Raw genomic sequence first — 22780 nt, 5'->3', positions numbered from 1 at the left:
TCGGCGAGACCTCGGTCGAGATCCCGCCTCACCAGGTCGCGTCAGACCACGACGGGTTCGTCGCGGTGAGGTTCGCTCGTACCTGCTCGGCTTCCGGGTGGTGCAGGTCGTCGAACATCGCCAACGCCTGCCGCCACAGCGCGCGAGCCGTTTCCTGGTCTCCCGCGGCGTGGTGGGTGTCGCCCAGGCGCGCCAGCGTGCCGGCCTCGTAGAACTTGTCGCGGAGGTCCCGGTACAGGCCGATGGCCTTGCTGTAGCAGTCGATCGCCTCGCTGTGCCGGCCCAGGTGGTGGTAGGCGAACGCGAGGCTGTCCCAGGTGTGCGCGGCGCCGCGTTGGTCACCCAGGTCGAGGTAGATGTCCAACGCGCGGCCGCAGTGGTCCAGGGCCCGTTCGTGGTCGCCGCCCTTCGCGGACAGCCACCCGGCCATGTTGAGCGACCTCGCGACACCTTCCGGGTGATCGTGGGCGCGGAAGACCTCCAGTGCCTGCTCGGCGTGGCGCAGGGCCTCGGGAACACGGTCCTGGTGTTCCAGGGTCCACGCGACCGCGTACCGCACCCGCGCCTGCTGCACCGGGTCGCCGAGCTGTTCGTACACACCCAACGCCCGGCGCAGGTGCGAGTGCGCGTCCTCGTAGCGGGCCAGCAGCGCGCACGCCCAGCCGCGGGCGTGGTGCACGCGTCCCTGACCGTCCCGGTCGCCCGCGTCCGACGCGGCGAGCAGCGCCGTGCGCCCGGCCTCCTCCCATTCCTGCCAGCGGCCACGGCGCTCGAAGCACGTCCACAGCAGGTGGTACAGCTGCCAGGCGTGGTGCTCGAACCCCGTTTCGGCCGCCCGGTCGATGACGGCGAGCAGCACCGGGTGTTCGGTCTCGTACCAGGACCAGGCGGCGGCCTGGTCGACGGGCTGCTCCGGCCGCACCGCGGGATCGGGCTCGACCAGCGCGACCGGCTCGTGGCCGGACGCCAGTACGCGGTCCACGCGGTCGGCGGTGTGCACGTAGTGGTCGAACAGCCGGCGCACCGCCTGCCGGCGCTGGTCCTCGGGCAACTCCTCGGCCCGATCGGCCGCGTACGCCCGCAGCAGGTCGTGGAAGGTGAGCCGGCCGGGGGCGTGCTCGTCCAGCAGGTGCGCCCTGGTCAGCTCCGTCAGCAGCACGGACGCGCGCTCGCGCGACACCCCGGCGAGGTCGGCGACGGCGGGCACCCCGATGTCCACCCCGGGATGCAGTCCCAGCAACACGAACAGCCTGGCCGCCTGCTCGCCGACCTGCCGGTGGGACCACGAGAACACGGCCCGCACGTTGGTGGTCGGGTCGCCCGCGTCGAGGGCGTCGAGCCGCCTGCGCTCGTCGCGCAGCTCCTCGACCAGGACCCGCAACGGGAACGCGGGACGTGCCGTCGCGCGTGCCGCGACGATCGCCAACGCCAGCGGCAGCCGGGCGCAGTAGCCGATGAGGTCCCGCACCGCCTCCGGCTCCGCGTCGAGGCGGTCGCGGCCGAGGTGGCTCACCAGCAGCGTTTCCGCCTCACCGCGGTCGAGCACGTCCAGGGTGAGCGGGCGGGCACCGTGCCGGGTGGTCAGGCCGACAAGGGCGTTGCGGCTGGTGATCACCGTGAAGCTGCCGCCGCTGCCCGGCAGCAGCGGCAGCACCTGCTCGACGTCGTGCGCGTTGTCCAGCAGCACCAGCACTTCCCGGTCGGCGACCAGGCCGCGGTAGAGCGCGGACCTGCCCTCCGTCGTGGCCGGCACCCGCTCCGGCGACACGCCGAGCGCGTCGAGGAACCCCGCCAGCGCCTCGCCGGGGTCCACCGGCAGGCCGCTGGGGTCGAAGCCGCGCAGGTTGACGTACAGCTGGCCGCCGCGGAACCGGTCGGCGACACGCCGCGCCCAGTGCACGGCGAGCGAGGTCTTGCCGATGCCGGCGGTGCCGTTGATCGCCGAGATCACCGCGGTCGGGCCCGGTCCGTCCCGGCCGGCGTCGAGCAGCCCGGTCAGCCGGTCCAACTCCGCCGTGCGGCCCACGAAGTGCGGGGTGTGGGCGGGCAGTTGACGCGGCGCCGGGTGGCCGACGTCCTCCACCGCGACCGGCGCGGTCACCGGCAAGTCCAGCGCCGGGTCGCCCGCGAGCACGGCCTGCTCCAGCCGGCGCAGCCCCGGTCCCGGCTCCAGGCCCAGCTCCTCGGCCAGCAGCCGGCGGCCGTCCCGACCCACCGCCAGCGCCTCGCCCTGCCTGCCCGCCCGGTACAGGGCCAGGACGAGGTGTTCGCGCAGCCGCTCCCGCAACGGGTAGCGCGCGACCAGCGTGGTGAGTTCGGCGATCAGGTCGTGGTGGCGGCCCAGCGCCAGGTCCGCCTCGATCCGCGCGTCCAGCACCGCCTGCCGGCGCTCCTCCAGGCGTGCGGCCTCCTCGCGCACGACGCCGACGTCCACGTCCTCGAACGGCGTGCCCCGCCACAGGTCGAGCGCCTGCCGCCAGAGCCGGGCCGCGGATTCGGGGTCGCCCGCGGACAACGCGACGCGGCCGCGGTCGGCCGTGGCCTCGAACCTGGCGGCGTCGAGTTCGAGCGGGTGGACGACCAGGGCGTAACCCGCCGCCCGCCGCACGATCCGCCCCGCGTCGCCCAACGCGCGACGCAACTGGTGGACGTACCCGCGCAGGTTTTCCGTCGCAGTCCTGGGTGGTCGGCCGTTCCAGAGCGCGTCCAGCAACCGATCCGCCGACACCGGCGCCCCCGCCGCGCACAGCAGCACCGACAGCAGCGCCACCTGCTTGCCCGGACGCAGCGGGAGGAGCAGGCCGTGGTCCACGACCTCCACCGGCCCCAGGACGTTGAACTCCACCACCACCCCCAGAGGGCCTCACGCTAGTTGATCGACCAGCCGTTATACGTCGCCCATACGGGCGTTCCACGTTCGAACAACAGGGTTCGCCGAAGCTTTGCCCAGCGGCCGGAACGCCGACCGCGAAGGGGAGATCGCCGGATCACCGCGATCGGGAACACCAGGGGAGACCACCACCATGAACGGACACCGACACCACAGACGCCTGGCTCTGGCCGGCGCGATCGCGTTGAGCGGCCTCACGCTCGGCGCCTTGCCGGCGAGCGCGGACGTCACCGCGCAGACGTGCGAGTTCCCGCGCGTCATCAGCATCGGGGACGCCCGGGCCTACGAGGGGACCGGCGCGGGCACCACCACCCTCGTCTTCACCCTGAACGGGAACGGCGGCTGCTACACCGCCGCCTCGGTCCACTACGACATCGCCGCCGGCACGGCGGGCGACACGGACCTCACTGCGGGCTCCGGCACCGTGTCCTGGGGATCCGGCGACTCCGCCCTGAAGACGATCTCCGTCCCGGTCAACCGCGACGCGCTGGACGAGGCGAACGAGACGTTCTCGGTCATCCTGTCGCCGGTCAGCGGGTGGACCGACCTGGCCGACAACACCGGAACCGGCACGATCCTGGACGACGACGGCACGCCGACGTGGAACATCGACGACACCACCTGCTGGGAGGGCAACAGCGGCACCCACTCGTGCGCCTTCACCATCTCGCTGTCCAACCCCAAGCAGAGCGGCTCACTGCCGACGGTGCTGGTCAGCGCGTCGAACGGCACGGCGGGGTCCGCGGACTACACCGCGTTCTCCAACCAGCTCGTCGCGCTGCAGCTGGGGCAGCCCACGATCACGTGGAACGTGACCATCAAGGGCGACACGCTCTGCGAGGCCAACGAGACGGTGAAGCTGACGCTCTCCAGCCCGTCCGCAGGCACGGCGTTGGCCGACTCGCAGGCGATCGCCACGATCGAGGAAGACGACATCTTCTGCTCCTGAACCACCTGCCACCTGGGCCCCGTGCAGCGCACGGGGCCCAGGCCCGTTCTCGGCGACAGCGCACAACCACTGGGGGCCGGGTGGTCAGGCGAGGAACTCGGCGATCTGCGCGTTCGAGGCCACCGCGCGCAGCCAGTCCAAGGTCGTGGCCCGGAGGTCGGTGATCAGCTTTCGCTGCCAGTCGACCACCTCGTCCGGCGGCTCGTTCCTGGTGCACACGGTGATCGGGAGGCTGGTGCCCTTGTTGAGCGCCTTGGTTCCGGTGAAGTGCTGTGGTTCCTTGTCCGCGGCCGTGCGCTTCTCGTACTTGCCGTCCGGGAGGATGTTCAACGCCTTGGGGTGCTTGGTGCTGATGTCGACGTCACCCCCGTTGTCGATGAGGTGCAGGTGTTCCTTGTCCCTGAAGTGGTCCGCACCCTTGCCGGGGGCCTCCTCGGACTCCAGCCACAGGTAGAGGTGGCGGGTGGAGGTCTTATCCCGGATGACGCTCCACTCCTCGTCGCCGGCTTGCCGCACGATCGTCTTGAACAGCCATTGGCCGAACGGGAGTAACTCGGATTCCTCGTCGTCGCTGTCCTGGTAGGGGATCTTGCCGCTGACCGCGCCCATTGGGGCCTCCTCCGTAGTCGGTACTGGCCGTATCGGTCCGCCGTCGCGGGTGTTACCCCGAGCGAAGCCCAGCGGCTCGCTTAGTAATCAGTTCAGAATGAGTCGGAGTGTCGGCTTTGCCGATGCTGCAACGTGTTCCAGTCTTGCCTGGTGCGTGAGGAGGTCTTGACCGACGAGCTGTGGGCACGACTGGAGCCGTTGATCCCGGTGCGTCCACGGCGGCGGTTGACCGAGTGGCACGAGGCCGGGGTGTGGCAAGGGCTGCACGAACGGCTGCTCTTGGAGTGGCACGTTCGACCCGCTGGTTCCCATACCGGTAAATCGCCGCATCGATCCGGATCGTCACGTCCGGATCAAGCTCAGGGCGTTTCCGCCGGCGGGAGTTGCAGCACCGCCGACGCCGGTCAGCCGTGCCACGGCTTCCGGTCCCGGGCCGAACATCAGATCCGGGGCCGGCTGCGGTCTGGTCGGGGCTACTCGAGGAATTCCGTGACGGAGAAGACCTTGTCCGGTCGACGGGCGGCGAGGTCGTCGTGGTGGACCAGGAAGCGTCCGATGTGGAGTTCGTCCGCCCTGAGCTGGGCAAGCGGCACCCGCTCCCGCATCACCTGGTGGAGTTCCTCCTCCAGGCAGAACATCGTCTCGTCCTGCGTCATGCCGACTTTCCGGTCCTTGATGTTCTCCCAGGCCATTTCGGTCTCCGGGGTCGCGTACACGTTCTTGCCGGAGAGGCCGCCGATGTGCCCGGAGTAGCCGCCGATGCGGATCTCGGCCTGCCCGTCCTTCGGCCAGAGATCACCGACCAGGGCGACGAGTTCCTTTCGGCGCGGCAGGTCTCGCACCTGGCAACTAGTCACCACCAACGAGCACCACCTGCAGGCGGTGCTCGACCGCTACGTCTCCCACTACAACCACCGCCGACCCCACCAAACACGACAACTCGCACCACCACGACCGGACCACCCGATCGCGAAGCCGGGCTGCACGTCGATACGTCGCCGACCAGTCCTCAGCGGACTGATCAACGAGTACGAATCCGCAGCAGTCTGACGCCCAGATCAGACCGTGTGGCCGACTTTGGCACCCTACAACCGCCGTTGAAGGCAACCGACGACTCGTCGAGGCGCGCTCCACGGCGTTGAACGTCATCACCTCGCCAGCACCCGCCACATCGAACTCATGCTGAGCCGAAGTGGACGCGGACCTCGTGCGCGGCCGGACCGAACCTCCGACCGGCGCACGCCCGGTCAGGCGGCTGTCGAACGCACCGTTCGCCCCGGACTGCGCGAGGTCATCGCATACCGCGCCCCCAGGTGCCGCCGATGCGAATTGTCGCCCGGAATTCGGTCCATCAAGCTTCGTCCCTGAACGAGCGGTTCCGAGGCTCAGAACTTCAGGACCGCGCGCAGGTGGTTCGGAATGAGTTCCACCGTACGGATGAGCGTCGAGATGAACGCGCTGACCACCGGCTCGTCGCCGTGCCGCGTGTACACCGACATCGTCCGGCGCACCGGCGGGTCGGGGCGCAGCAGGCGGCCGTCGAAGTTCGGTGGGATGACGTTGAGCGGGATGAGGGTGGGGCCCAGGCCCACCGAGGCCAGGATCGGCGCGGCGGCCGTCTGCTCGGCCCGCACGGCCACCCTGGGCTGGAACCCCGCCCTCGCGCACACCTCGTCCAGCAGGGCCGCCAGGCCGTTGTCCGGGGCGAAGTGCACCCAGCTGCGGTGTGCCAGCAGGGCCAGGTCGACCGTGGTGTCCTCCGGTCCGACGTCCGGGTCGTCGAACGGCAGCACGACGACGAACTCCTCCTCCCCCAGCGGCACGATCTGACCTGACCAGTCCACCGGAACGGGGCCGATCGCCAGATCGGCCTGGCCCGCCAGCATGGCGTTGCGCAGGTTGTCCGCGTGCCGGTGTTCGAACAGCCGGACCTGGGTGCTCCCGTGCTGCTGGCGCCACGCGCGCAGCACCGGCGGCAGCACGCCGAGGCTGATCGAGTAGATCGTCGCCACGCCCAGTTCGGCCGCCTCCAACTGGACCGCCTGGCGCGCGGCGCGGGAACCGCGGTCGACCGCGCCCAGGGCGGCACGGGCGTGGGGCAGGAAGGCTCGGCCCGCCGTGGTCAGTCGGACCGAGCGGGGTAAGCGCTCCAAAACCTGGAGCCCGATAGCCCGTTCGAGTGGACGGATCTGATGGGAAAGAGCGGGCTGCGTCACACCGAGCACGTCCGCCGCGGCGGTGAACGAGCCCTCGTCGACGATTGCGGTGAGGCTTTCCAACTGACGCAGGGTAAACATAAGCCCATTTTATACCAGCGAACAGTAATTCTACTTCGAATTTCTCATCCGGATTCGCAATAGTGGGTGACACACCGACTACTTGGGAGGAGGGCTTGCCGTGGACCTGGAACTGACCGGCAAGGTCTTCGTGGTGACCGGTGCCTCCGCCGGTATCGGCGAGGCCGTGGTCCGACTGCTCGCCGATGAGGGCGCGACCGCCGTCGGCGTGGCCCGCAAGCCACTGGACGGCGGCATCGCCGCCGACCTCACCGATCCCGGCGCCGCGCGATCGGTCGTGGACACCGTGCTCGAACGACACGGCCGGCTCGACGGCCTGGTGAACAACGTGGGCGGCCTGGACTCCCGCAGCGGGTTCCTCGACTTCACCGACGAGCAGTGGCTGAGGACCTTCGAGCTCAACCTGTTCTCCGCCGTGCGGATGAGCCGCGTGGCCATCCCGGCACTGCTGGACACCGGCGGCGGCAGCATCGTGCACGTTGCCAGCGAGGCGGCCCGCTTCCCGGACAAGTCGATCGTCGACTACGCCGCGTCGAAGACCGCGATGCTGACCGTGTCCAAGGTGATCGCCGGCGAGTTCGGCGACCGGGGCGTGCGCTCCAACGTGGTGTCGCCCGGCCCCACCCGCACCCGGCTGTGGGACGAGCCGGGCGGGTTCGCCGAACAGCTGTCGACGCAGTTCGACCTGCCCGTCGAGGAGGCGGTCGAGCACTTCGTACGCGAGGTCCGCAACCTGCCCACCGGCCGGCTCGGCACGCCCGACGACGTCGCCCGCGTCATCGCCTTCCTGCTCTCGCCCCTGGCGAGCCAGATCACCGGCGCCGAGTGGGCCGTCGACGGCGGCGCCCTGCGCCAGGTTTGAGGTCCACCATGCCGCTCGCACTGATCGCCCTCGCCGTCGGCGCGTTCGGGATCGGCACCACCGAGTTCGTCATCGTCGGGTTGCTCCCCGAGGTGGCCGCCGACCTGGGCGTGTCCATCCCCTCCGCCGGGCTGCTCGTCTCCGGCTACGCGTTGAGCGTCGTGGTGGGCGCGCCGCTGGTCACCATGGCCGGCGCGCGACTGCCCCGCAAGGCCGTGCTGATGATCCTGATGGCCGTGTTCATCGCGGGCAACGCGCTGTGCGCGATCGCGGACGACTACGCGCTGCTGATGGTCGGCCGGGCGGTCGCGGCGCTGTGCCACGGCGCTTTCTTCGGCATCGGGTCGGTGGTGGCCGCCGAACTCGTGGCGCCGCACCGCAAGGCCAGCGCCATCGCCATGATGTTCACCGGGTTGACCGTGTCCAACGTGCTGGGCGTCCCGCTGGGCACCGCGCTGGGCCAGGAGTGGGGTTGGCGCTCGACGTTCTGGGCGGTGACCGCGCTCGGCGTGCTGGGCCTGATCGGTATCGCCGCGCTGGTGCCCGCCACCCCGCGACCGGACAGCGGCCTGCGCCGCGAGCTGGCGGCGTTCGCCCGGCCCCAGGTGTGGCTGGCGCTGGCGATGACCACGTTGGGCTTCGCGGGCGTGTTCGCGTCGTTCACCTACATAGCGCCGATGATGACGGAGGTCGCCGGGTTCTCCACCGGCGCGGTGACCTGGTTGCTGATCCTGTTCGGCGCGGGCCTGTGCGTGGGCAACGTGGTGGGCGGACGGGCAGCCGACCGGGCCGTGATGCCCAGCCTGTTCGTGATCCTCTCGCTGCTCGCGGCGGTGCTGTTCGCGTTCGTGTTCACCGCGCACAGCCAATGGCAGGCGGCCGTCACCATCCTGCTGTTCGGCGCGGCCGGTTTCGCCACCGTGCCACCGCTGCAGATGCGCGTCATGCAGCAGGCCGAGGGCGCGCCCGCGCTGGCCTCGGCGGCGAACATCGCCTCGTTCAACCTGGGCAACGCCCTGGGCGCGTGGCTCGGCGGAGCGGCCATCGACGGCGGGCTGGGCTACACCGCGCCGAACTGGGTCGGCGGGCTGCTCGCCCTGTCGGGGCTCGCGGTGGCCGCCACCGCGCACCGACTCGACCGGCGCAAGGCCGCCGCACCGGTGCCGGTGCACATCTGACCACGAAGGACGAAAGAAACGGGAGATTGGAGCAGACATGCGCGACAACGGCTTGACGCGCCGGTCCGTCTTATCCGGCGCCGCCGCACTCTTGGGAGGTGCGGCGGCAGGGACCACGATCCCAACGGCCGTTGCCGAGCCGGGGACGGCGACGGCCGTCCCGCCCGGTCCGGTCGTGCGGCCGGGCGACCCCCGCTACCCCGACCTGATGACGGGCAACAACCAGCGGTTCGTCGCCCGTCCCGAGTACGTCAAGCTGATCACCTCCACCGCTGACGCGGAGAACGCCGTGCGCGACGCCGTCCGGGCCGGCAAGCGGGTGTCCGTGCGCGGTGGCGGCCACTGCTTCTCAGATTTCGTCTGCAACCCGGAGATCGAGGTCATCCTCGACGTCTCGGCGATGACCGACGTGTACTACGACGAGCGGATGCGCGCGTTCTGCGTGCAGTCCGGGGCGCGGCTCACCAACGTCTACGAGGCGCTGTACAAGGGTTGGCACGTCACGATCCCCGGCGGCGTCTGCTGGAGCGTCGGCATCGCGGGCCACGTCGCGGGCGGCGGGTACGGACTGCTCTCCCGAGCGCACGGCCTGACCGTCGATCACCTCTACGCGGTGGAGGTCGTGACGGTCGACGAGCGCGGCGGCGTGCGGACCGTCGTGGCGACCCGCGAGGCCGACGACCCCAACCGCGACCTCTGGTGGGGCCACACCGGCGCGGGCGGCGGCAACTTCGGCGTGATCACCCGGTACTGGTTCCGCTCCCCGGACGCGCACGACACGGACCCCGCGGACCAACTCGTGTCCCCGCCCTCCACCGTGCTCGTCAGCGCGGTCGAGTTCGACTGGGACGAACTGGACCAGGCGTCGTTCACCCGGCTCGTGCAGAACTTCGGCACGTGGCATGAGCGTAACGCCGACCCCGGTGCCGCGACCACCGCGGTGTCCAGCCTGTTCAACGTCAGCCACCGCGCGCACGGCAGCATGGGCATGTTCACCCAGGTGGACGCGACCGCGCCGAACGCCCGCCGGATGCTCGACGACTACCTCGCCGCCATCACCGAGGGCGTGGCGGCCCGACCGCGGCCGGCGAAGGCCCCGATCGGTGAACTGGGGAAGCTCCCGATCGACCTGGGAGAGCCACGCGAACTGCCGTGGTTGCAGGCCGCCCGTCTGGTGGGCACCAACAACCCCACCATCACCGATCCCACCTCGCGCGGGGTGCACAAGTCCGCCTACCTGCGCAAGGCGTTCGACGACGAGCAGTGCGCGGCGCTCTACCGCGGCATGACCGGCGAGGACTTCACCAACCCGGACACCATGCTGGTGCTGCTGTCCTTCGGTGGCCGGGTGAACGCGCCCGAGCGCGGCGCGACCGCGCACGCCCAGCGGGACTCAGCGTTCAAGATGTGCCTGCAGACCTTCTGGAACTCCGCCGAGGACGACGACTTCCACATCACCTGGGCGCGGGAGACCTACCGCGGCATGTTCGCCGCGACCGGCGGCGTGCCCGTGCCCGGCGACCACGCCGACGGTTGCTACATCAACTACCCGGACAACGACGTCGCCGCACCGGAGTTCAACCGCTCCGGCGTGCCCTGGCAGGCGTTGTACTACCGGGAGAACTACCCGCGGCTGCAGCAGGTCAAGAAACGCTGGGATCCGGCCGACCACTTCCGGCACGCGCTGTCGATCCAACCCGCGCGCTGACCCCGGAACTCCCCACACCCGTCGTCGCCCTCACCCGGGGCGGTCGGGCACGTGCTGTCCACACGCTCCCACCACATCGAAGAGAGGGGTTTCCTCCCATGCGATCGGTAGCCGTAATCCTCGGAACCCGTCCCGAAGCGATCAAGTTCGCGCCCGTGATCCGGGCGCTGGACGCCGACCCGCGCTTCCGGCCCGTGGTCGTGTCCACCGGTCAGCACCGGCAGATGCTGGACGACACGCTGGCCGCGTTCGACCTGCGGCCCGACATCGACCTGGCCGTCATGTCCGACAAGCAGACCCTCTCGCGGGTCACCCACAAGGTCATCGAAGGACTGGAGAAGGTCTTACCCGGGTTGGGCTGCGACGCGGCCATGGTGCACGGCGATACCGCGACCACCCTGGCGGGCGCGATCGGCGCCTTCCACCAGCAGATCCCGGTGGTGCACGTCGAGGCCGGCCTGCGCAGCGGCGACCTGCACTCCCCGTTCCCTGAGGAGGCCAACCGCCGGCTCGTCGCGCAGATCTCCGACCTGCACCTGGCGCCGACACCCGTGAGCGGCGCCAACCTCATCCGCGAGGGTGTGCGGCCGGACCGGATCGTGGTCACCGGCAACACGGTGATCGACGCGCTGCGGTGGGCGGGCACGTCCGCGGCGGACTACGGCGCCCGCGCGCTGGCCGACCTCGACGACGACCCCCGCCGGATCGTGCTGGCGTCCGCGCACCGGCGCGAGTCGTGGCGGATGCTGCCCCAGATCGGCGCGGCGCTGCGCCGGATCGCGCAGGAGCAGGACGTGCGGGTGGTCGTGCCGCTGCATCGCAACCCGGCCGTGCGCGACGCGCTGCTGCCGGAGATCGCGGACCTGCCCAACCTGACCATCGTCGACCCGTTGCCCTACTTATGCTTCACCAAGCTCATGCGGCGCGCGGACATCATCGTGTCCGACAGCAGCGGCGCCGAGGAGGAGGGGCCGGCACTGGGCAAACCCACCCTGGTGCTGCGGGACATCACCGAACGGCCCGAGGCGATCGCGGTCGGCACCGCGCAGCTCGTCGGCCGCACCACCGAGGGCGTGGCCGACTCGGTCATCGGGCTGCTGCGCGACCCGGTGCACTACGAGCGGATGGCCGACGCCGCCAACCCGTACGGCGACGGGCACGCGAGCGTGCGCACGATCGCGGCCCTGGCGCACTACTTCGGCGATGGCCCGGCCGTGCAGCCGTTCGTGCCGGGCAGCACACCCACGGCCGACCTGGTGGCGGTATGACCACCACCGCGCCCCTGACCGAGAACCGCTTCGTGAGCGGCGAGTACGTGCGCGCCGCCCGCGACCTCCACGTCGAAGGCCGGGCGATCGTGGTCAACACCGGCACGACGCCCGCGTGGACGGCCCTGGAACCGCGCCGACCGCTCCCGGCGTTCTCCTCCACGATCCTGGTCGACACGACCGTCTCGCGGGCGGAGTCGCTGCTGGTGCTCAAGCTCGACGACGAGGCGGCACCGACAGCGGAGATCGTCGACGAGCCGGAGTGGGTGCGGCTGGGTGACGTCGTGGGCGAGCACGTCGGCCCCGGCACGCAGTTCCCGGTCGACACACCGCTGTGGAGGGGACCGCAGGACGTGCTCGACGTGGTCGAGTTCGACCCCGGCCAGGCTCTGGGCGGCGGGCCGTCCGGGCCGCGCGCGTTCGAGCTGCGGGCCAACCTGTGGTTCGCGCCCGCCGGCACCGACTGCGGCATCCACGTGCTGCACGACTTCATCGAGGTCCACACGCAGGTGGTCGGCGTGGGCCGGATGCAGAAGTTCCGCGCCCAAGACCACGCCACGCTGGTCGAGGACGTGGTGATGGGCGAGGGCTACACGACGCCCGTGCCGTTCTGCAGCCGGACCGACGAGGGCGCGTTCGTCTACCCGTGGCACCAGTACCGGGCCGACACCGACTGCGTGTGGCTCGCCCTGGAGTACCACCAGCTGCCCTGAACCGGCGCACCAGGAGGTGATCGACGTGCACGACCGCATCATCGCACCGCACTTCGAAGGCGAGATCGTCGCCGACCAGCTGCGCGACGGCTACTGGCTCGAAGCACCCGACATCGACGGCGACGGCCGGCCCGACCTGTTCGGCTACGGCCTGCGGCTGGGCGAGATCTACTGGTACCAGAACGCGCCGAGCTGGCCGAAGCGGCTGATGGCCGACGGCTTCCGGATGCCCGTCGGCGCGGACTGGGCCGACATCACCGGCGACGGCACGCCGGATGCCATCGTCTGCTACGAGCTGTACGGCCCGATCGGCACCATCGTCGACCCGGACGAGGCCGGCGGCAAGATTGACTGGATCGAGCACCCCGGCGCGGCGGACAAGCACGACGACCGCTGGCGCAGGCACTACGTCGGTCGCGCGACCGGCATGCACCGGCTGCGCGCCGGCCACTTCACCCGAACCGACCGTCTGGAGATCGTGGGCGTGCCGATCGTGGCGAAGGCCGACGTGCACGCGGTGCTCCCGGTGGTGCTGTTCACCGAACCGGATGACGTGCGGAACGCGACCGAGTGGCCGATGACCGTCATCGACGACAGCCACTTCCGGATGATCCACGGCGCCGAGAAGAAGAAGGGCCTGATCCCCGACTCGGACCGCGATTCGCTGCTGTTCGCCTCCGACGAGGGCGTCACGTGGCTGCGCTACGACGACGAGGCGGGTGAGTGGAGGTCGACGCTGATCGGCGAGGGTGAGCGCACTCAGTTCGCGCGGACGGGTTTCCGCGGCTCCGGGGACTTGGACGCGGGCCGCCTGGGTGACGACCCGATGGCCTACGTCGCGGCGATCGAGCCCTTCCACGGCAACACGGTCGCCGTGTACACGAAGGACGACTCGGGCTGGAACCGGACGCTGCTCGACGTCTTCGGCGACCCCAACGAGAACGGCGAGGGGCCGGGTCACCAGGTCGTGTGCGCCGACTTCGACGGTGACGGTGACGACGAGTTCCTGGTGGCGTTGCGCGGGCCGTGGCCGTGGCAGGGCGTGATGTACTACAAGGCGATCGACGCCGCGAACGGCGTCTGGGCCAAGTGGCGGGTGGCGGACGATTCGGTGGCGCGCATCGCGACGGGCGACTTCAACGGTGACGGCACGCTCGACTTCGCCACGATCGCCTACTCGGTGCAGAACTACTACGTGGCGGACGACGCGAAGATCGTCCTGCACCGCAACCGGACGGAACCCTCTCGGACACCATTTCGGCTGAAACTCCAGCCGGATCTACCCCACGGAGAGTAACGACAGTTACCCTCCGTGGGGTTTTGATGTTCCGAGAGGGCGGACTTTCACGAAGGGTGATCGATGTCCGTCCTACCAGTGTTAACGGCGCGCCAGTCTCCACCACAGCGGCTGGAATCCCAGCCACCCGGATCGGTGGTGCTGTCGTGACCACGCGCCCCATCCCCTTGTTCGTGCCGCCGGCCGCCCGGCTGAGGTCGACGACCGGACCGAAGACTTCCGGTTCCTGATCCGCGACCGGGCCGGGCAGTTCACCACCTCGTTCGACGCCGTCCTCGCCGACACCGGCATCCAAGTCGTGAAGATCCCACCACGCTGCCCACGAGCCAACTGCTACGCCGAACGATTCGTCGGCACCATCAGACGCGAAGCCACCGACCGCCGCTCATCATCAACGAACACCACTTGAAAGCAGTGCTGGACCGCTACGTCTCCCACTACAACCACCGCCGACCACACCAAGCCCGACAGCTCACGCCACCACGACCGGACCAACCGATCCCCCAACCGAGCCGCAAGATACCGCCGCACCGGAGTCGCTGCCCGCAGCATGTCCCCCAGCGCAGCCACATCGGCGTCACCATCGGACCGGATCCCCTCCAGCACATACTCGTCACACGCCTGCCGCAACCCCTCCTTCGAGCCGAAGTGGTGCAGCACCAACGCGGCAGACACCCCGGCATCCGCAGCGACCGCACGCACGGAAGTCCCGGCGACGCCCTCAGCACCGAACCCGGCCAAGGCGGCATCGCGGATCCGGACCCGGGCGGTCAAATCGGAAGCTGAACGCATGTTCAAAGCATTGAACAACTGTTCAGCCCATCAAGGGCCGCAAATATGTTATTGACTACCACTTGTTAGTGGCTAACACTTATCCGTATGGGTGTTGTCGTAGTAGGGGCGGGACCGACCGGCTTGGCGGTGGCGTGCGCGCTGCGGGCGCAGGGCGTGCCGGTACGGGTGGTGGACGGTGCCGCCGGGCCGGCCACGACGTCGCGGGCGTTGGGGCTGCAACCGCGGGGCGGTGAGGTGCTGGGCAGGCTCGGTGCCCTGGGCGATCTGCCGCAACGGTCGGTTGGCATCGGCCGGGTGGTGATCCACGTCGGTGGTCGGCGTGCGGGCGAGCTGCGGGTCGGCCAGCCGACGAAGCTGGTGCGGCAGCCCGGACTGCTGGTGTCCCAGGCCGAGGTCGAGGCCCGGTTGCGGGCACGGCTCGGCGAGCTGGGCGTCCGGGTCGAGTGGGGCACCCAGGTCACCGGTGTCGGACAGGACGGCGACGGCGTGGTGTTGTCCACCTCGGCGGGTCGGGTGGACGCCGAGTGGGTGGTGGGCTGCGACGGTGCGCACAGCGCGGTGCGCAAGACGGCCGGCATCGGGTTTCCCGGTGTGCCGCTGGTCGAGGGGTTCGTGCTCGGTGACCTGCGCGTGGAACTGCCGTTGCCCAGTGACGCGGTCGGGGTGTGGGTGCGGGGCAAGGAGATGTTCTCGGCGTTCCCGCTGCCGGACGGGGTGTGGCGGTTCATGGCGCCCGCGCCGGGCGTTGCGGTCGAGGACGTCCCGGCATTCCTGGCAGCCGCCGCCGACCGACACGCCGGTCTCCAAATCGGTGCGGACGACGAGTGGGTGTGGACATCGGTGTTCCGCATCCACCGACGCCTGGCCGAGACCTACCGGCAGGGGCGGGTGCTGCTGGCGGGGGACGCCGCGCACATCCACAGCCCGTTCGGCGGACAGGGCATGAACACCGGGTTGGGCGACGCTGAGAACCTGGCGTGGCGACTGGCCCTGGTCGTCTCGGGCCGTGCGGGACACGGCCTGCTCGACGGCTACGAGACCGAACGCAGACCGGTGGCAGCCGACGTGCTCGACTCGACCACCGGCCTGACCGGTCTGGTACTGGGTGAATCGGCGGCCGCCCGAGTGGTGCGCGACCGCGTGCTGTTCCCGCTCATAGGACTGGCACCGGTGCGGAAACTGATCTGGGAGCAGGCCTCGCAGCTCAAGACCAGTTACGCCCGCTCCCCCTTCGGCAGACGACCGCGGGTCGGCGACCGGGTGGCCGAGTTCGCCCGCCACCCCGGATTCCAATGGACGCTCGCCGCGCCGACGGGCAACGCGTGCGCGTCGGTGGCACGTGACCTGCTGGATGACGTGCGGGAAGTGCACCGCGAGGGCCAGGAGGTACTGCTCGTCCGCCCCGACGGGCACCTCGCGTGGCGCGGAAAGGCCGAGCCGGACGCGCTGCGCCGAGCACTGACGGCCATGCTTGACCGGTGACACCGGACCAGACCAAGCCCGCCGGCGGGCTGCGTGAGCAGCGCAAGGCGCGCACCCGCCGTGCGATCCAGGACCACGCGTTGCGGCTGTTCCTGAGCAAGGGCTACGACGAGACCACCGTGGAGGAGATCGCCGCCGCCGCGGGCGTGTCCCACATGACGTTCTTCCGCTACTTCCCCACCAAGGAAGCCGTGGTCGAGGACGACGACTACGACCCGCTCATCGCCGAACTGGTCCGCAACCGACCGGCCGGCGAAAGCCCGCTGACCGCTCTGCACGCCGCACTGCACACCGGCCTGGACGCCGTGCTCGCCACCGACCGCGACGCCGTCTACACCCGAACCCGGCTGGTCGTCACCACCCCCGCCCTGCGCGCCCGCCAATGGCGCAACACCGCCACCACACAATCCCTCCTGGCCCAGGCACTGGCCGACCGCGAGCAGCGACCCGTCGACCTCCGCCTGAGGGTCATCGCCGCAGCAGCCACCGCCGCGCTCATCACCGCACTGACCGCATGGGTCGACGGTGACGGCACCGAAGATCTTCGGACGCTGGTCGACGAGGCGTTCGCGGCCTTGAGCACGGGACGCTGAACACACTTCGGTGCATCACCACAGCACGGCGCTGTGTCGCCACCGCACCGGTGCGCCGATCAATGCCGAGTTGCGTGCTCGTCGATGAAACGCAGCTACGCTTCCGACACGCGGTTCACCGGCATGCCGGTGTGTTCACGGCGAACGCGACTCGCGCTGCCCGGCCGTGCTCGTCGGGACGGTGATGCCGCGTCGTACCTCGCCGGGGCTGTGTCCGATGCGGTCGGGGTCCCGGTGGCCGGTGGAGCGCAGTCGCCTCAGCCAAGTCGATCGGCTTCGCCGACCCCGACGCCGGTGTCGGCTTCGGCTACGTCACCAACCTCTGGAACTACCGGCCCGACGACCCGCGGGCGGCGAACCTGGCCGAGGCCGTCCGATCCTGCCTCGGATGACGGGAAGGCTCGCGTAGCGGAACTCAGGAGACGCTGCAAGAGCCGGCACACCGACATCCCGTTCCCGGCGCCATGACGGGCGTCACCGAGGACGGACAGGGCGAAGTCCGGGCCGTCGACATCGCGGACTCGAACAGCCGTGGACCGGAACGTCGATGAACCGGACGGCGCCGGGGCGGTGGCACGCCCCCGCCCGGCACGTTCGCTTGATGTGACGGCCGCTCATGTCGGACTTGTCGCGGCGATACATGGTGAACCCTCGCCGTGAATGGGCGGCGCCGCCGAACAGGCCGTGCGTTCCCGTCACTGTGGTCTGGTATCGCTGTCATCCCGACGAGTGAACCGCCGCACCGGAACTGTCCTCGGAGGTTGAGGTTTAACCGGATGCCGCCGTAACGTGGTGGTGCCCGGTGACGTCGCGGGCTGTTCGCGGAACGCATCCCGGGTTCAACAGTGTGCCCGGACCACTGTTCCCGCCGTCACGAGGTGAAGGGTGGTCCCGCACGTGGACGACCGACTCATCGACATCGGCCCGTGGGTCGACATCGCGCACACCGAGCAGGACGGCGTGCTGGTCACCAGCGTGGCCGGCGAGGTGGACCACAACAGCATCGAGGTGATCAGCGCGGAGTTGACCGCCCGGTTGGACCAGCGGCCCGTCGGGTTGGTGGTCGACCTCGAAGGCGTGGAGTTCTTCGGTTCGCTGGGCGTGACGGCGATGCTGGAGGCCTGCGGGCGCGCTACCCGGTTGGGTGTCGGGTTCGCCGTGGCCGCCGGTCGACGTCCGGTGCTCAGGACACTGCAGGTCACCGGGACCGTCGAGGTGCTGCGGGTGCGCCCGACACTGCAGGAGGCCCTCGACCTCGCCCGATCAGCCGCATAACCAGCGGAAGCCCGACCGTGCGCCGCACGTGGGATCAGGCGTTTACCGTCACACGAGCAGGTGTGGCCGGGGTGTGTCGTTTCCGGCGCGCGACCGGGACGGCGGGATCGCGCAAGTGGTGGCCAGGCTCGACGCGGTGTCGTTGAGCAACCAGCGCCCACGCCGGTCTGGTTGCGCGGTGCGAACCGGGCGGCTCGAAACCCGGTTCGCACCGCGCCCGGCCGACGCCTACCGGCCGTCGCGGAAGATCGTGTCCGAGGAGCAGGACATCTCGGCCCACACGGTCTTTGCCCTCCACCCGCGCAGGCATCCCTTGCCGCCTGGGTGGGCGTGGGTGGCGACGTTGGCCGGTGTTCGTCAGTGCTTGGTAGCTGCCGGGATGATTGGCTCGACCGACTGGCGTTCGGCGCGGAGGTAGGCGCGGATGGTGGTTTCGTTCGGGCTGGTGTGGGTGCGGACCAGGTCGGCCAGGTTGTTGATCACCAGCAGGCCGCGGCCGGAGAAGGTGTGGGGTGTCGCTGGTCGGCGGCCGACGAGGGGGTCGGTCAGTTGTCCGGTGTTCCGTGCTTCGCAGATGACATGGCCGTTGTCGCGCCAGATCCGCAGTTCGCACGGCGCGCCTGCGTGGATGAGGCTGTTGGTGGCGAGTTCGGTGGCGATGAGTTCGAGGTCCGCGATCCGGTCCGGTTTCAGTCCGAGTGTCCGAGCGTGGTCGGCAATCCGCCGGCGAGCAGGCGACAGGTCGTTCGCGGTGGAGACGAGGTGGACCTCGGCGCCCTCGGAGTGGTTGAGCGGCTGGTTGTAGCGGGCGACCACGTGGTCGGGGGCGTAGTCCGCGCTGGCGTACCGCCGGTCGGCTTCCCACACGAGTGGGTGGGTGGCACGGGCGTCGGCGAGGGCTTCGGCGTCCAGCCCTTCGGTGTCGTAGGGGCAGACGATGGTGACGTCGCGCCCGGCGAACGCGAGGTTGATCAGGGCTTCGTGCTGGGCGCAGGCCGGGTATTCGGTGGCGGAGCGGGCCGGCCAGATCGGTTCGCCGATGATCCGGACGTGCCGGTCGACGTGGGTGTCGGCGAAGCGGCGCAGCACTCCGGGGATGATCCGGCCCGGGTTGCGACCGGCGACGGTCATGTCCAGCATGTACAGCTGCTCGGCCGCCTCGCCGAGTGCGGAGGTGAGCAGCCGGAGGTTGGGGCCGGGCACGGCGACGGCGACCGGCTGCCGGGCTGCCAGGCCGTCGGTGATGAACGGCACCAGCGCGTCCAGGTACTCGGTGGCGGAGCGGTAGAACAGTGCGGGGTGGACGAACGGGTCCTGCCCGGTTGGCGTGGTGGTGGTCATGCGGCGTGTTCCACTCGTTGTTCCACGCGGACATCGGCGAGGTCGAGCGCCTGCGCGATGCGGGCCGGGCCGGCGTGTGAGGTGTGCAGGACGAGGGTGGCGGCGCGGCGTTGTGCGTGGTCGTGCAACCGCAGCAGGCTGCCGTGGTCGATGAAGTCCAGACCGGTCGCGTCGATGACCAGCTCGCCGTCACGCAGCGGCAGCTCGATGCGGTGCAGGGCGGCGATGAACAGGTTCGCGGTGGACAGGTCCAGCTCGCCGTGCAGGCTGGCGCTGTATGCCCCGTTGGAGGAGCCGTGCAGCCGGAAGCCGATGGTGTCCTGGTTGGTGTTCGGGTGCAGGCATGCCAGTTGCTCGATCACGCTGTCACCCAGTTCGCCGGCGTTGTACGCGCACATCGCCGAGAACGGGTGCGCGGCGATGTACTGGTCCACCAGGTGCTCGTAGCGGACGAATGCCTCCAGTTGCGCGGCGGTCCGCACCAGTGGGGTGGCCTCGGCCGCCACCCGCAGTCCGGTGAACCCGGCCGCGAGTGCCTCGGCGGTGGCAGCGACGTAGGCCCGCACTTGCGCGGTCGGTTCAACCGGCGTATCGATCGAGTGGGTATCGGTCAGTGACGCGACCCGCACGGCGCCACGGCGCCACGCCTCGTCGATGCCGTCGATCCCCTGCAGCTCGGCGAGCAGGGCGTCGGCCGGGGCGGACCCGACATAGAAGACGCGTTGCCCCCTCGCGAGACCATCGCTCAGGAACTCCCGAACACGCGCCCGCAGCTCCGCCGGGTCGTCGTACCGCCAGCACAGATGATCGTGCAGGCCCAAGCCCTGCGCGGTTTCTACCAGCCGTGACGAACGCACTGCACAAGGTTAGTGGCACCGGACACCAGCGGGCAACGCAGGCTCCGGGCGACGCATACACCGCCAGTAGCAGGAATGGTTCAGCGGGGCGGACGCCACTCCTGGCGGTGACAGGTAGGCGGAGGGGGTGGGAGTGGACAATGCCACCAGGGTGAGCGGTGATCGGGATCCATCGGCAGGCCAGGTGGCAACGTCATCCCCTCGGGCCATGAACACGTCGTTATCGGCGGCATCACGTCGAATGTCGCGCTCGGAAGCGGGACGGAAGTCCTCCTGATCGTGCCGTCGCGGTCGTGTCACGCCCGTCACGTCCCACACCACCTACGAACGTGCGTCCCACAGACGAGCGGCGATTTCAGGAGGCACTACAGATCACCCGATCGTGTCGCCACCGGTCGGCGACGTTGTGCTTGCCGAAAATGGCGGCCGTGCTGGTCAGGAGGCCAGGGACGTCGAACTGCTGGTACTTCGACACGAGGTCGCCGTGCTGCGCCGGACCAATCCCGCCCGCGGCAGTCCGACGGCACCCTGGACGCCGACCAGGAGGGCGGTCCGGCGCACTGGACGCTGGACTCGCTGATCCGCCGTATCCTGCTCGCCGAAGGGGCCCGGTGGTGGCGAACCCGTTCCTGGACAACCAGCCTGCGCCCCGTCGTCCTCGCGATCATCGCCGTAGCGGACACCGACAACGGTCGGACCGCTCATCGGTCTGTGACGACCATGCCGTAGTCGGTGGACGTCGGTGGGTGGACCTGCGCCAGCAGGGCTCTCAGTGGGCTCCACAGCGCGGGGGCCGCGGCCAGCACGTCCCCGCTGCCGGGCCACGTGTGTGGTGACGGGCCCACGAGGTCTCCGACCGTTCCGCCGGCTTCTTGCACCAGCAGGACGCCGGCGGCGCAGTCCCACGGTTTCAGGTCGGGTGCCCACAGCGCGTCGGCCCGGCCGGTGGCGACCCGGGCGAGGGCCGCGGAAGTGCTGCCTCCACGCCGGAGCTGACCCACGCGTGGCACGAGTGCGTCGACCGTGCGGCCCGCCGAGGCGCTTCGCCCGACGGGAGCGACCTCGACCAGGGCGCGGGTCAGGTCTCGCTTGCCCGGCGCGGGCACCGGTTCACCGTTGGTGAGGGTGCCTCCACCGAGCCTGGCCTCGGTCACCCGGCCCAACGCGGGCTCGAACACGACGCCGACCAGCAGCGCGCCACCGGGCGCCGCGGCGGCCACACTGACCGCCCAGTCCGGCCGTTCGTAGAGGTAGTCGATGCTCCCACCGATCGAGTCGATGATCCACCGCACGTGGGTGTGGCCCGCGGTGCTCCCCTCCCGGCCGAGGACGCCGTCGTTCGGCCGCCGCCGCGTCAACACCGATCGGACGGCCCCGTCGGCGTCCCGGCGTGCTTCACCGATCAGGGCGTCCGGCGCGGCCTCCTCCTCGAGGAAAAGACGATGCGCGCGATGGTGCCAGAACGCAGCCTTGCGGCCTCCGGCTTGCGCGGCGGTTCGGGCGACGACCAGCAGTTCATCGAGGTCCACTGCACCCACCCCTTGCGGCGCGTCGAACTGTGTGTCGGGCGGAACCCGCCGAGTCCGAAGTGGACGACCGGAGAGATGTCGACGGTGTCTCGGTCATGACGGTCCTCAGTGGTCGAACCTCCGCCGAGGCACGTGACCCCGGCACACCGGGCGAAGGAGGTGATGTGGCCGGGTACCACGGCGCGCCCAGCCACCGGATGCGGTGGGGGCCGGCACCTGTTTTGACCGACCTACCGAGAAAAGCAACCACACGACGCTGCCACAGCCGCGTCATCCAGGTCGAGCGTGGGATACCACGACCCTCGACGGGCAAACCCGCTCGACGAGCGAGGCGCGCGGCTCTACGGCCGGGCTCGTCGGGGTCGTGTGACGTGGAGGCAGGCAGCGGTCATGAGCAGCAGGCATCCGACGAAGGTCAGCGGCAGGACCGGTGCTCCGCAGAGCACCAGGGTGATGCCCAGAAGTGCCACCCACGCCCTGGTCGATGCGCGTTGGGTCGGTCGCAAGCGGGTTCCCCGGCCGGCGAGGACCGATGCCAGACCAGGGCCGGTCACCTCGAACATGCGTTCGACCGTGCGGAGCTGACGGCGTTCGTACCGGGTCATCACACCCTCCACGGCCTGTAGGGAGGTCAGTCGTCGTGTTTGGTCTCGCGGTTGGTGGGCGCGACGTACTTCTCGGTGGTCTGGTCGATCTCGACCTCGTTCTGGTCGCGTTTGAGCGTGGAAGTCGACGGGCGGTGAGGCGAGCAGGATGCCGGACAGGCCGCCGAACAGGAACGTCACCAGGAACCCGACGCTGAACAGCATCGGCGACTCGAACGTCAGCTGCCCCTTCCACATCGTGCCGATCCAGTTGAAGAACTTGATGCCGGCCGGGATGGCGATGATGAAGGTGGTGGCGGAGAAGAACAGCATCAGCACCGCGCCGGTGGCGTACATGGGGTGCGCCCACACGATCACCGAGTACAGCGCGATCGCGATCGTGGCGAAGACCAGTCCCTTGTAGCCGAAGATCGGTTTGCGGCTGAACACCGGCAGGATCTCCGAGGCGATGCCGAAGAACGGCAGCGCCTGCCTGTACTGCCCTGGTCGTGTGGTGTGCTCACAAGATCGCCCGGGTCGGCGGGTGCAGGCC

At 70.0% G+C, this 22780-nt stretch carries 19 protein-coding genes and 1 pseudogene; 10 read left to right on the top strand and 10 right to left on the bottom strand.

Annotation, left to right across the window (positions count from 1 at the left end):
• Positions 1-28: 28 nt before the first annotated feature.
• Positions 29-2845, bottom strand: coding sequence for an AfsR/SARP family transcriptional regulator (locus tag ALI22I_RS05735; RefSeq protein ID WP_143531985.1), 2817 nt, complete (start codon positions 2843-2845; stop codon positions 29-31).
• Positions 2846-3023: 178 nt separating this feature from the next.
• Between ALI22I_RS05735 and ALI22I_RS05730 the strand changes: the two genes are divergently transcribed.
• Positions 3024-3839, top strand: a complete 816-nt coding sequence (locus ALI22I_RS05730) for a Calx-beta domain-containing protein (RefSeq protein WP_077004476.1) — start codon at positions 3024-3026, stop codon at positions 3837-3839.
• A gap of 84 nt (positions 3840-3923) precedes the next feature.
• Here ALI22I_RS05730 and ALI22I_RS05725 read toward each other — a convergent pair whose 3' ends face one another.
• The 3 genes from ALI22I_RS05725 to ALI22I_RS05715 form a co-directional block, all read right to left on the bottom strand.
• Positions 3924-4448 carry a hypothetical protein gene (locus tag ALI22I_RS05725; RefSeq protein ID WP_077004475.1) on the bottom strand — a complete coding sequence of 175 codons (525 nt, stop codon included), beginning with the start codon at positions 4446-4448 and terminating at the stop codon, positions 3924-3926.
• A 473-nt stretch (positions 4449-4921) separates the two neighbouring features.
• Complete coding sequence (locus ALI22I_RS52090) at positions 4922-5290, bottom strand: hypothetical protein (protein WP_202970725.1); 369 nt, start codon at positions 5288-5290, stop codon at positions 4922-4924.
• Positions 5291-5833: 543 nt separating this feature from the next.
• Positions 5834-6745, bottom strand: coding sequence for a LysR family transcriptional regulator (locus tag ALI22I_RS05715; protein WP_077004474.1), 912 nt, complete (start codon positions 6743-6745; stop codon positions 5834-5836).
• Between the two features lie 100 nt (positions 6746-6845).
• On the opposite strand from ALI22I_RS05715, the gene ALI22I_RS05710 reads away from it, so the two are divergent.
• The 6 genes from ALI22I_RS05710 to ALI22I_RS05685 all read left to right on the top strand — a co-directional run bounded on the left by ALI22I_RS05710 (position 6846) and on the right by ALI22I_RS05685 (position 13771).
• Positions 6846-7607, top strand: a complete 762-nt coding sequence (locus tag ALI22I_RS05710; RefSeq protein WP_077004473.1) for an SDR family NAD(P)-dependent oxidoreductase — start codon at positions 6846-6848, stop codon at positions 7605-7607.
• 8 nt (positions 7608-7615) lie between these two features.
• Positions 7616-8785: an MFS transporter gene (locus ALI22I_RS05705; RefSeq protein WP_077004472.1), complete on the top strand. Its 1170-nt coding sequence runs from the start codon at positions 7616-7618 to the stop codon at positions 8783-8785.
• Between the two features lie 37 nt (positions 8786-8822).
• The gene (locus tag ALI22I_RS05700) at positions 8823-10493 is read left to right on the top strand and encodes an FAD-binding oxidoreductase (protein ID WP_077004471.1); all 1671 of its coding nucleotides are present in this window, start codon (positions 8823-8825) and stop codon (positions 10491-10493) included.
• Positions 10494-10591: 98 nt separating this feature from the next.
• On the top strand, positions 10592-11761 hold the full coding sequence (wecB, locus tag ALI22I_RS05695) for a non-hydrolyzing UDP-N-acetylglucosamine 2-epimerase (protein WP_077004470.1): 1170 nt from the start codon (positions 10592-10594) through the stop codon (positions 11759-11761).
• Positions 11758-12474: a hypothetical protein gene (locus ALI22I_RS05690; RefSeq protein WP_077004469.1), complete on the top strand. Its 717-nt coding sequence runs from the start codon at positions 11758-11760 to the stop codon at positions 12472-12474. Before wecB ends, ALI22I_RS05690 begins: the two co-directional genes overlap by 4 nt.
• A 25-nt stretch (positions 12475-12499) precedes the next feature.
• Positions 12500-13771 (top strand): FG-GAP repeat domain-containing protein, encoded by a 1272-nt coding sequence (locus tag ALI22I_RS05685; RefSeq protein WP_202970723.1) that lies wholly within the window; start codon positions 12500-12502, stop codon positions 13769-13771.
• Between the two features lie 333 nt (positions 13772-14104).
• Here the strand turns inward: ALI22I_RS05685 and ALI22I_RS54460 are convergent, their stop codons facing one another.
• A complete protein-coding gene (locus ALI22I_RS54460) occupies positions 14105-14563 on the bottom strand; it encodes a TetR/AcrR family transcriptional regulator (protein WP_083751453.1) in 459 nt (152 codons plus the stop codon).
• 87 nt (positions 14564-14650) lie between these two features.
• Here ALI22I_RS54460 and ALI22I_RS05670 point away from each other — a divergent pair, with 87 nt between their 5' ends.
• The 3 genes from ALI22I_RS05670 (at position 14651) to ALI22I_RS05660 (ending at position 17916) form a co-directional block, all read left to right on the top strand.
• Complete coding sequence (locus ALI22I_RS05670) at positions 14651-16048, top strand: FAD-dependent monooxygenase (protein WP_077004467.1); 1398 nt, start codon at positions 14651-14653, stop codon at positions 16046-16048.
• On the top strand, positions 16045-16641 hold the full coding sequence (locus ALI22I_RS05665; RefSeq protein ID WP_202970722.1) for an acyl-CoA-like ligand-binding transcription factor: 597 nt from the start codon (positions 16045-16047) through the stop codon (positions 16639-16641). Before ALI22I_RS05670 ends, ALI22I_RS05665 begins: the two co-directional genes overlap by 4 nt.
• Before the next feature lie 897 nt (positions 16642-17538).
• Complete coding sequence (locus ALI22I_RS05660; protein ID WP_179118111.1) at positions 17539-17916, top strand: anti-sigma factor antagonist; 378 nt, start codon at positions 17539-17541, stop codon at positions 17914-17916.
• Between the two features lie 357 nt (positions 17917-18273).
• On the opposite strand, the gene ALI22I_RS05655 is transcribed toward ALI22I_RS05660, so the two are convergent.
• The 5 genes and pseudogenes from ALI22I_RS05655 to ALI22I_RS53115 form a co-directional block, all read right to left on the bottom strand.
• Entirely contained in the window at positions 18274-19257 is a 984-nt protein-coding gene (locus ALI22I_RS05655; protein WP_077004465.1) for a sensor histidine kinase, read from the bottom strand.
• Positions 19254-20114 (bottom strand): MEDS domain-containing protein, encoded by an 861-nt coding sequence (locus ALI22I_RS05650; protein WP_083751452.1) that lies wholly within the window; start codon positions 20112-20114, stop codon positions 19254-19256. The genes ALI22I_RS05655 and ALI22I_RS05650 overlap by 4 nt, the downstream gene beginning before the upstream one ends.
• Before the next feature lie 701 nt (positions 20115-20815).
• A complete protein-coding gene (locus ALI22I_RS05645; RefSeq protein WP_077004464.1) occupies positions 20816-21643 on the bottom strand; it encodes an inositol monophosphatase family protein in 828 nt (275 codons plus the stop codon).
• A 341-nt stretch (positions 21644-21984) separates the two neighbouring features.
• Entirely contained in the window at positions 21985-22248 is a 264-nt protein-coding gene (locus ALI22I_RS53120; protein WP_274522755.1) for a DUF3040 domain-containing protein, read from the bottom strand.
• A 117-nt stretch (positions 22249-22365) separates the two neighbouring features.
• Positions 22366-22734 (bottom strand): annotated as a pseudogene (locus ALI22I_RS53115) (cbb3-type cytochrome c oxidase subunit I); the annotation flags it as partial.
• Between the last annotated feature and the right edge of the window lie 46 nt (positions 22735-22780).

Source organism: Saccharothrix sp. ALI-22-I, assembly GCF_001984175.1.
Lineage (GTDB): Bacteria > Actinomycetota > Actinomycetes > Mycobacteriales > Pseudonocardiaceae > Actinosynnema.
This window is presented reverse-complemented; position numbering and strand designations above follow the sequence as displayed.

Bases quoted from the DNA above. Each gene is read 5' to 3' on its own strand.
- ALI22I_RS54460 (WP_083751453.1), bottom strand. From the start codon at position 14,563: ATGCGTTCAGCTTCCGATTTGACCGCCCGGGTCCGGATCCGCGATGCC.
- ALI22I_RS05705 (WP_077004472.1), top strand. From the start codon at position 7,616: ATGCCGCTCGCACTGATCGCCCTCGCCGTCGGCGCGTTCGGGATCGGC.
- ALI22I_RS05670 (WP_077004467.1), top strand. From the start codon at position 14,651: ATGGGTGTTGTCGTAGTAGGGGCGGGACCGACCGGCTTGGCGGTGGCG.
- ALI22I_RS05655 (WP_077004465.1), bottom strand. From the start codon at position 19,257: ATGACCACCACCACGCCAACCGGGCAGGACCCGTTCGTCCACCCCGCA.
- ALI22I_RS05715 (WP_077004474.1), bottom strand. From the start codon at position 6,745: ATGTTTACCCTGCGTCAGTTGGAAAGCCTCACCGCAATCGTCGACGAG.
- ALI22I_RS05730 (WP_077004476.1), top strand. From the start codon at position 3,024: ATGAACGGACACCGACACCACAGACGCCTGGCTCTGGCCGGCGCGATC.
- wecB (WP_077004470.1), top strand. From the start codon at position 10,592: ATGCGATCGGTAGCCGTAATCCTCGGAACCCGTCCCGAAGCGATCAAG.
- ALI22I_RS05700 (WP_077004471.1), top strand. From the start codon at position 8,823: ATGCGCGACAACGGCTTGACGCGCCGGTCCGTCTTATCCGGCGCCGCC.
- ALI22I_RS05725 (WP_077004475.1), bottom strand. From the start codon at position 4,448: ATGGGCGCGGTCAGCGGCAAGATCCCCTACCAGGACAGCGACGACGAG.
- ALI22I_RS05690 (WP_077004469.1), top strand. From the start codon at position 11,758: ATGACCACCACCGCGCCCCTGACCGAGAACCGCTTCGTGAGCGGCGAG.
- ALI22I_RS53120 (WP_274522755.1), bottom strand. From the start codon at position 22,248: ATGACCCGGTACGAACGCCGTCAGCTCCGCACGGTCGAACGCATGTTC.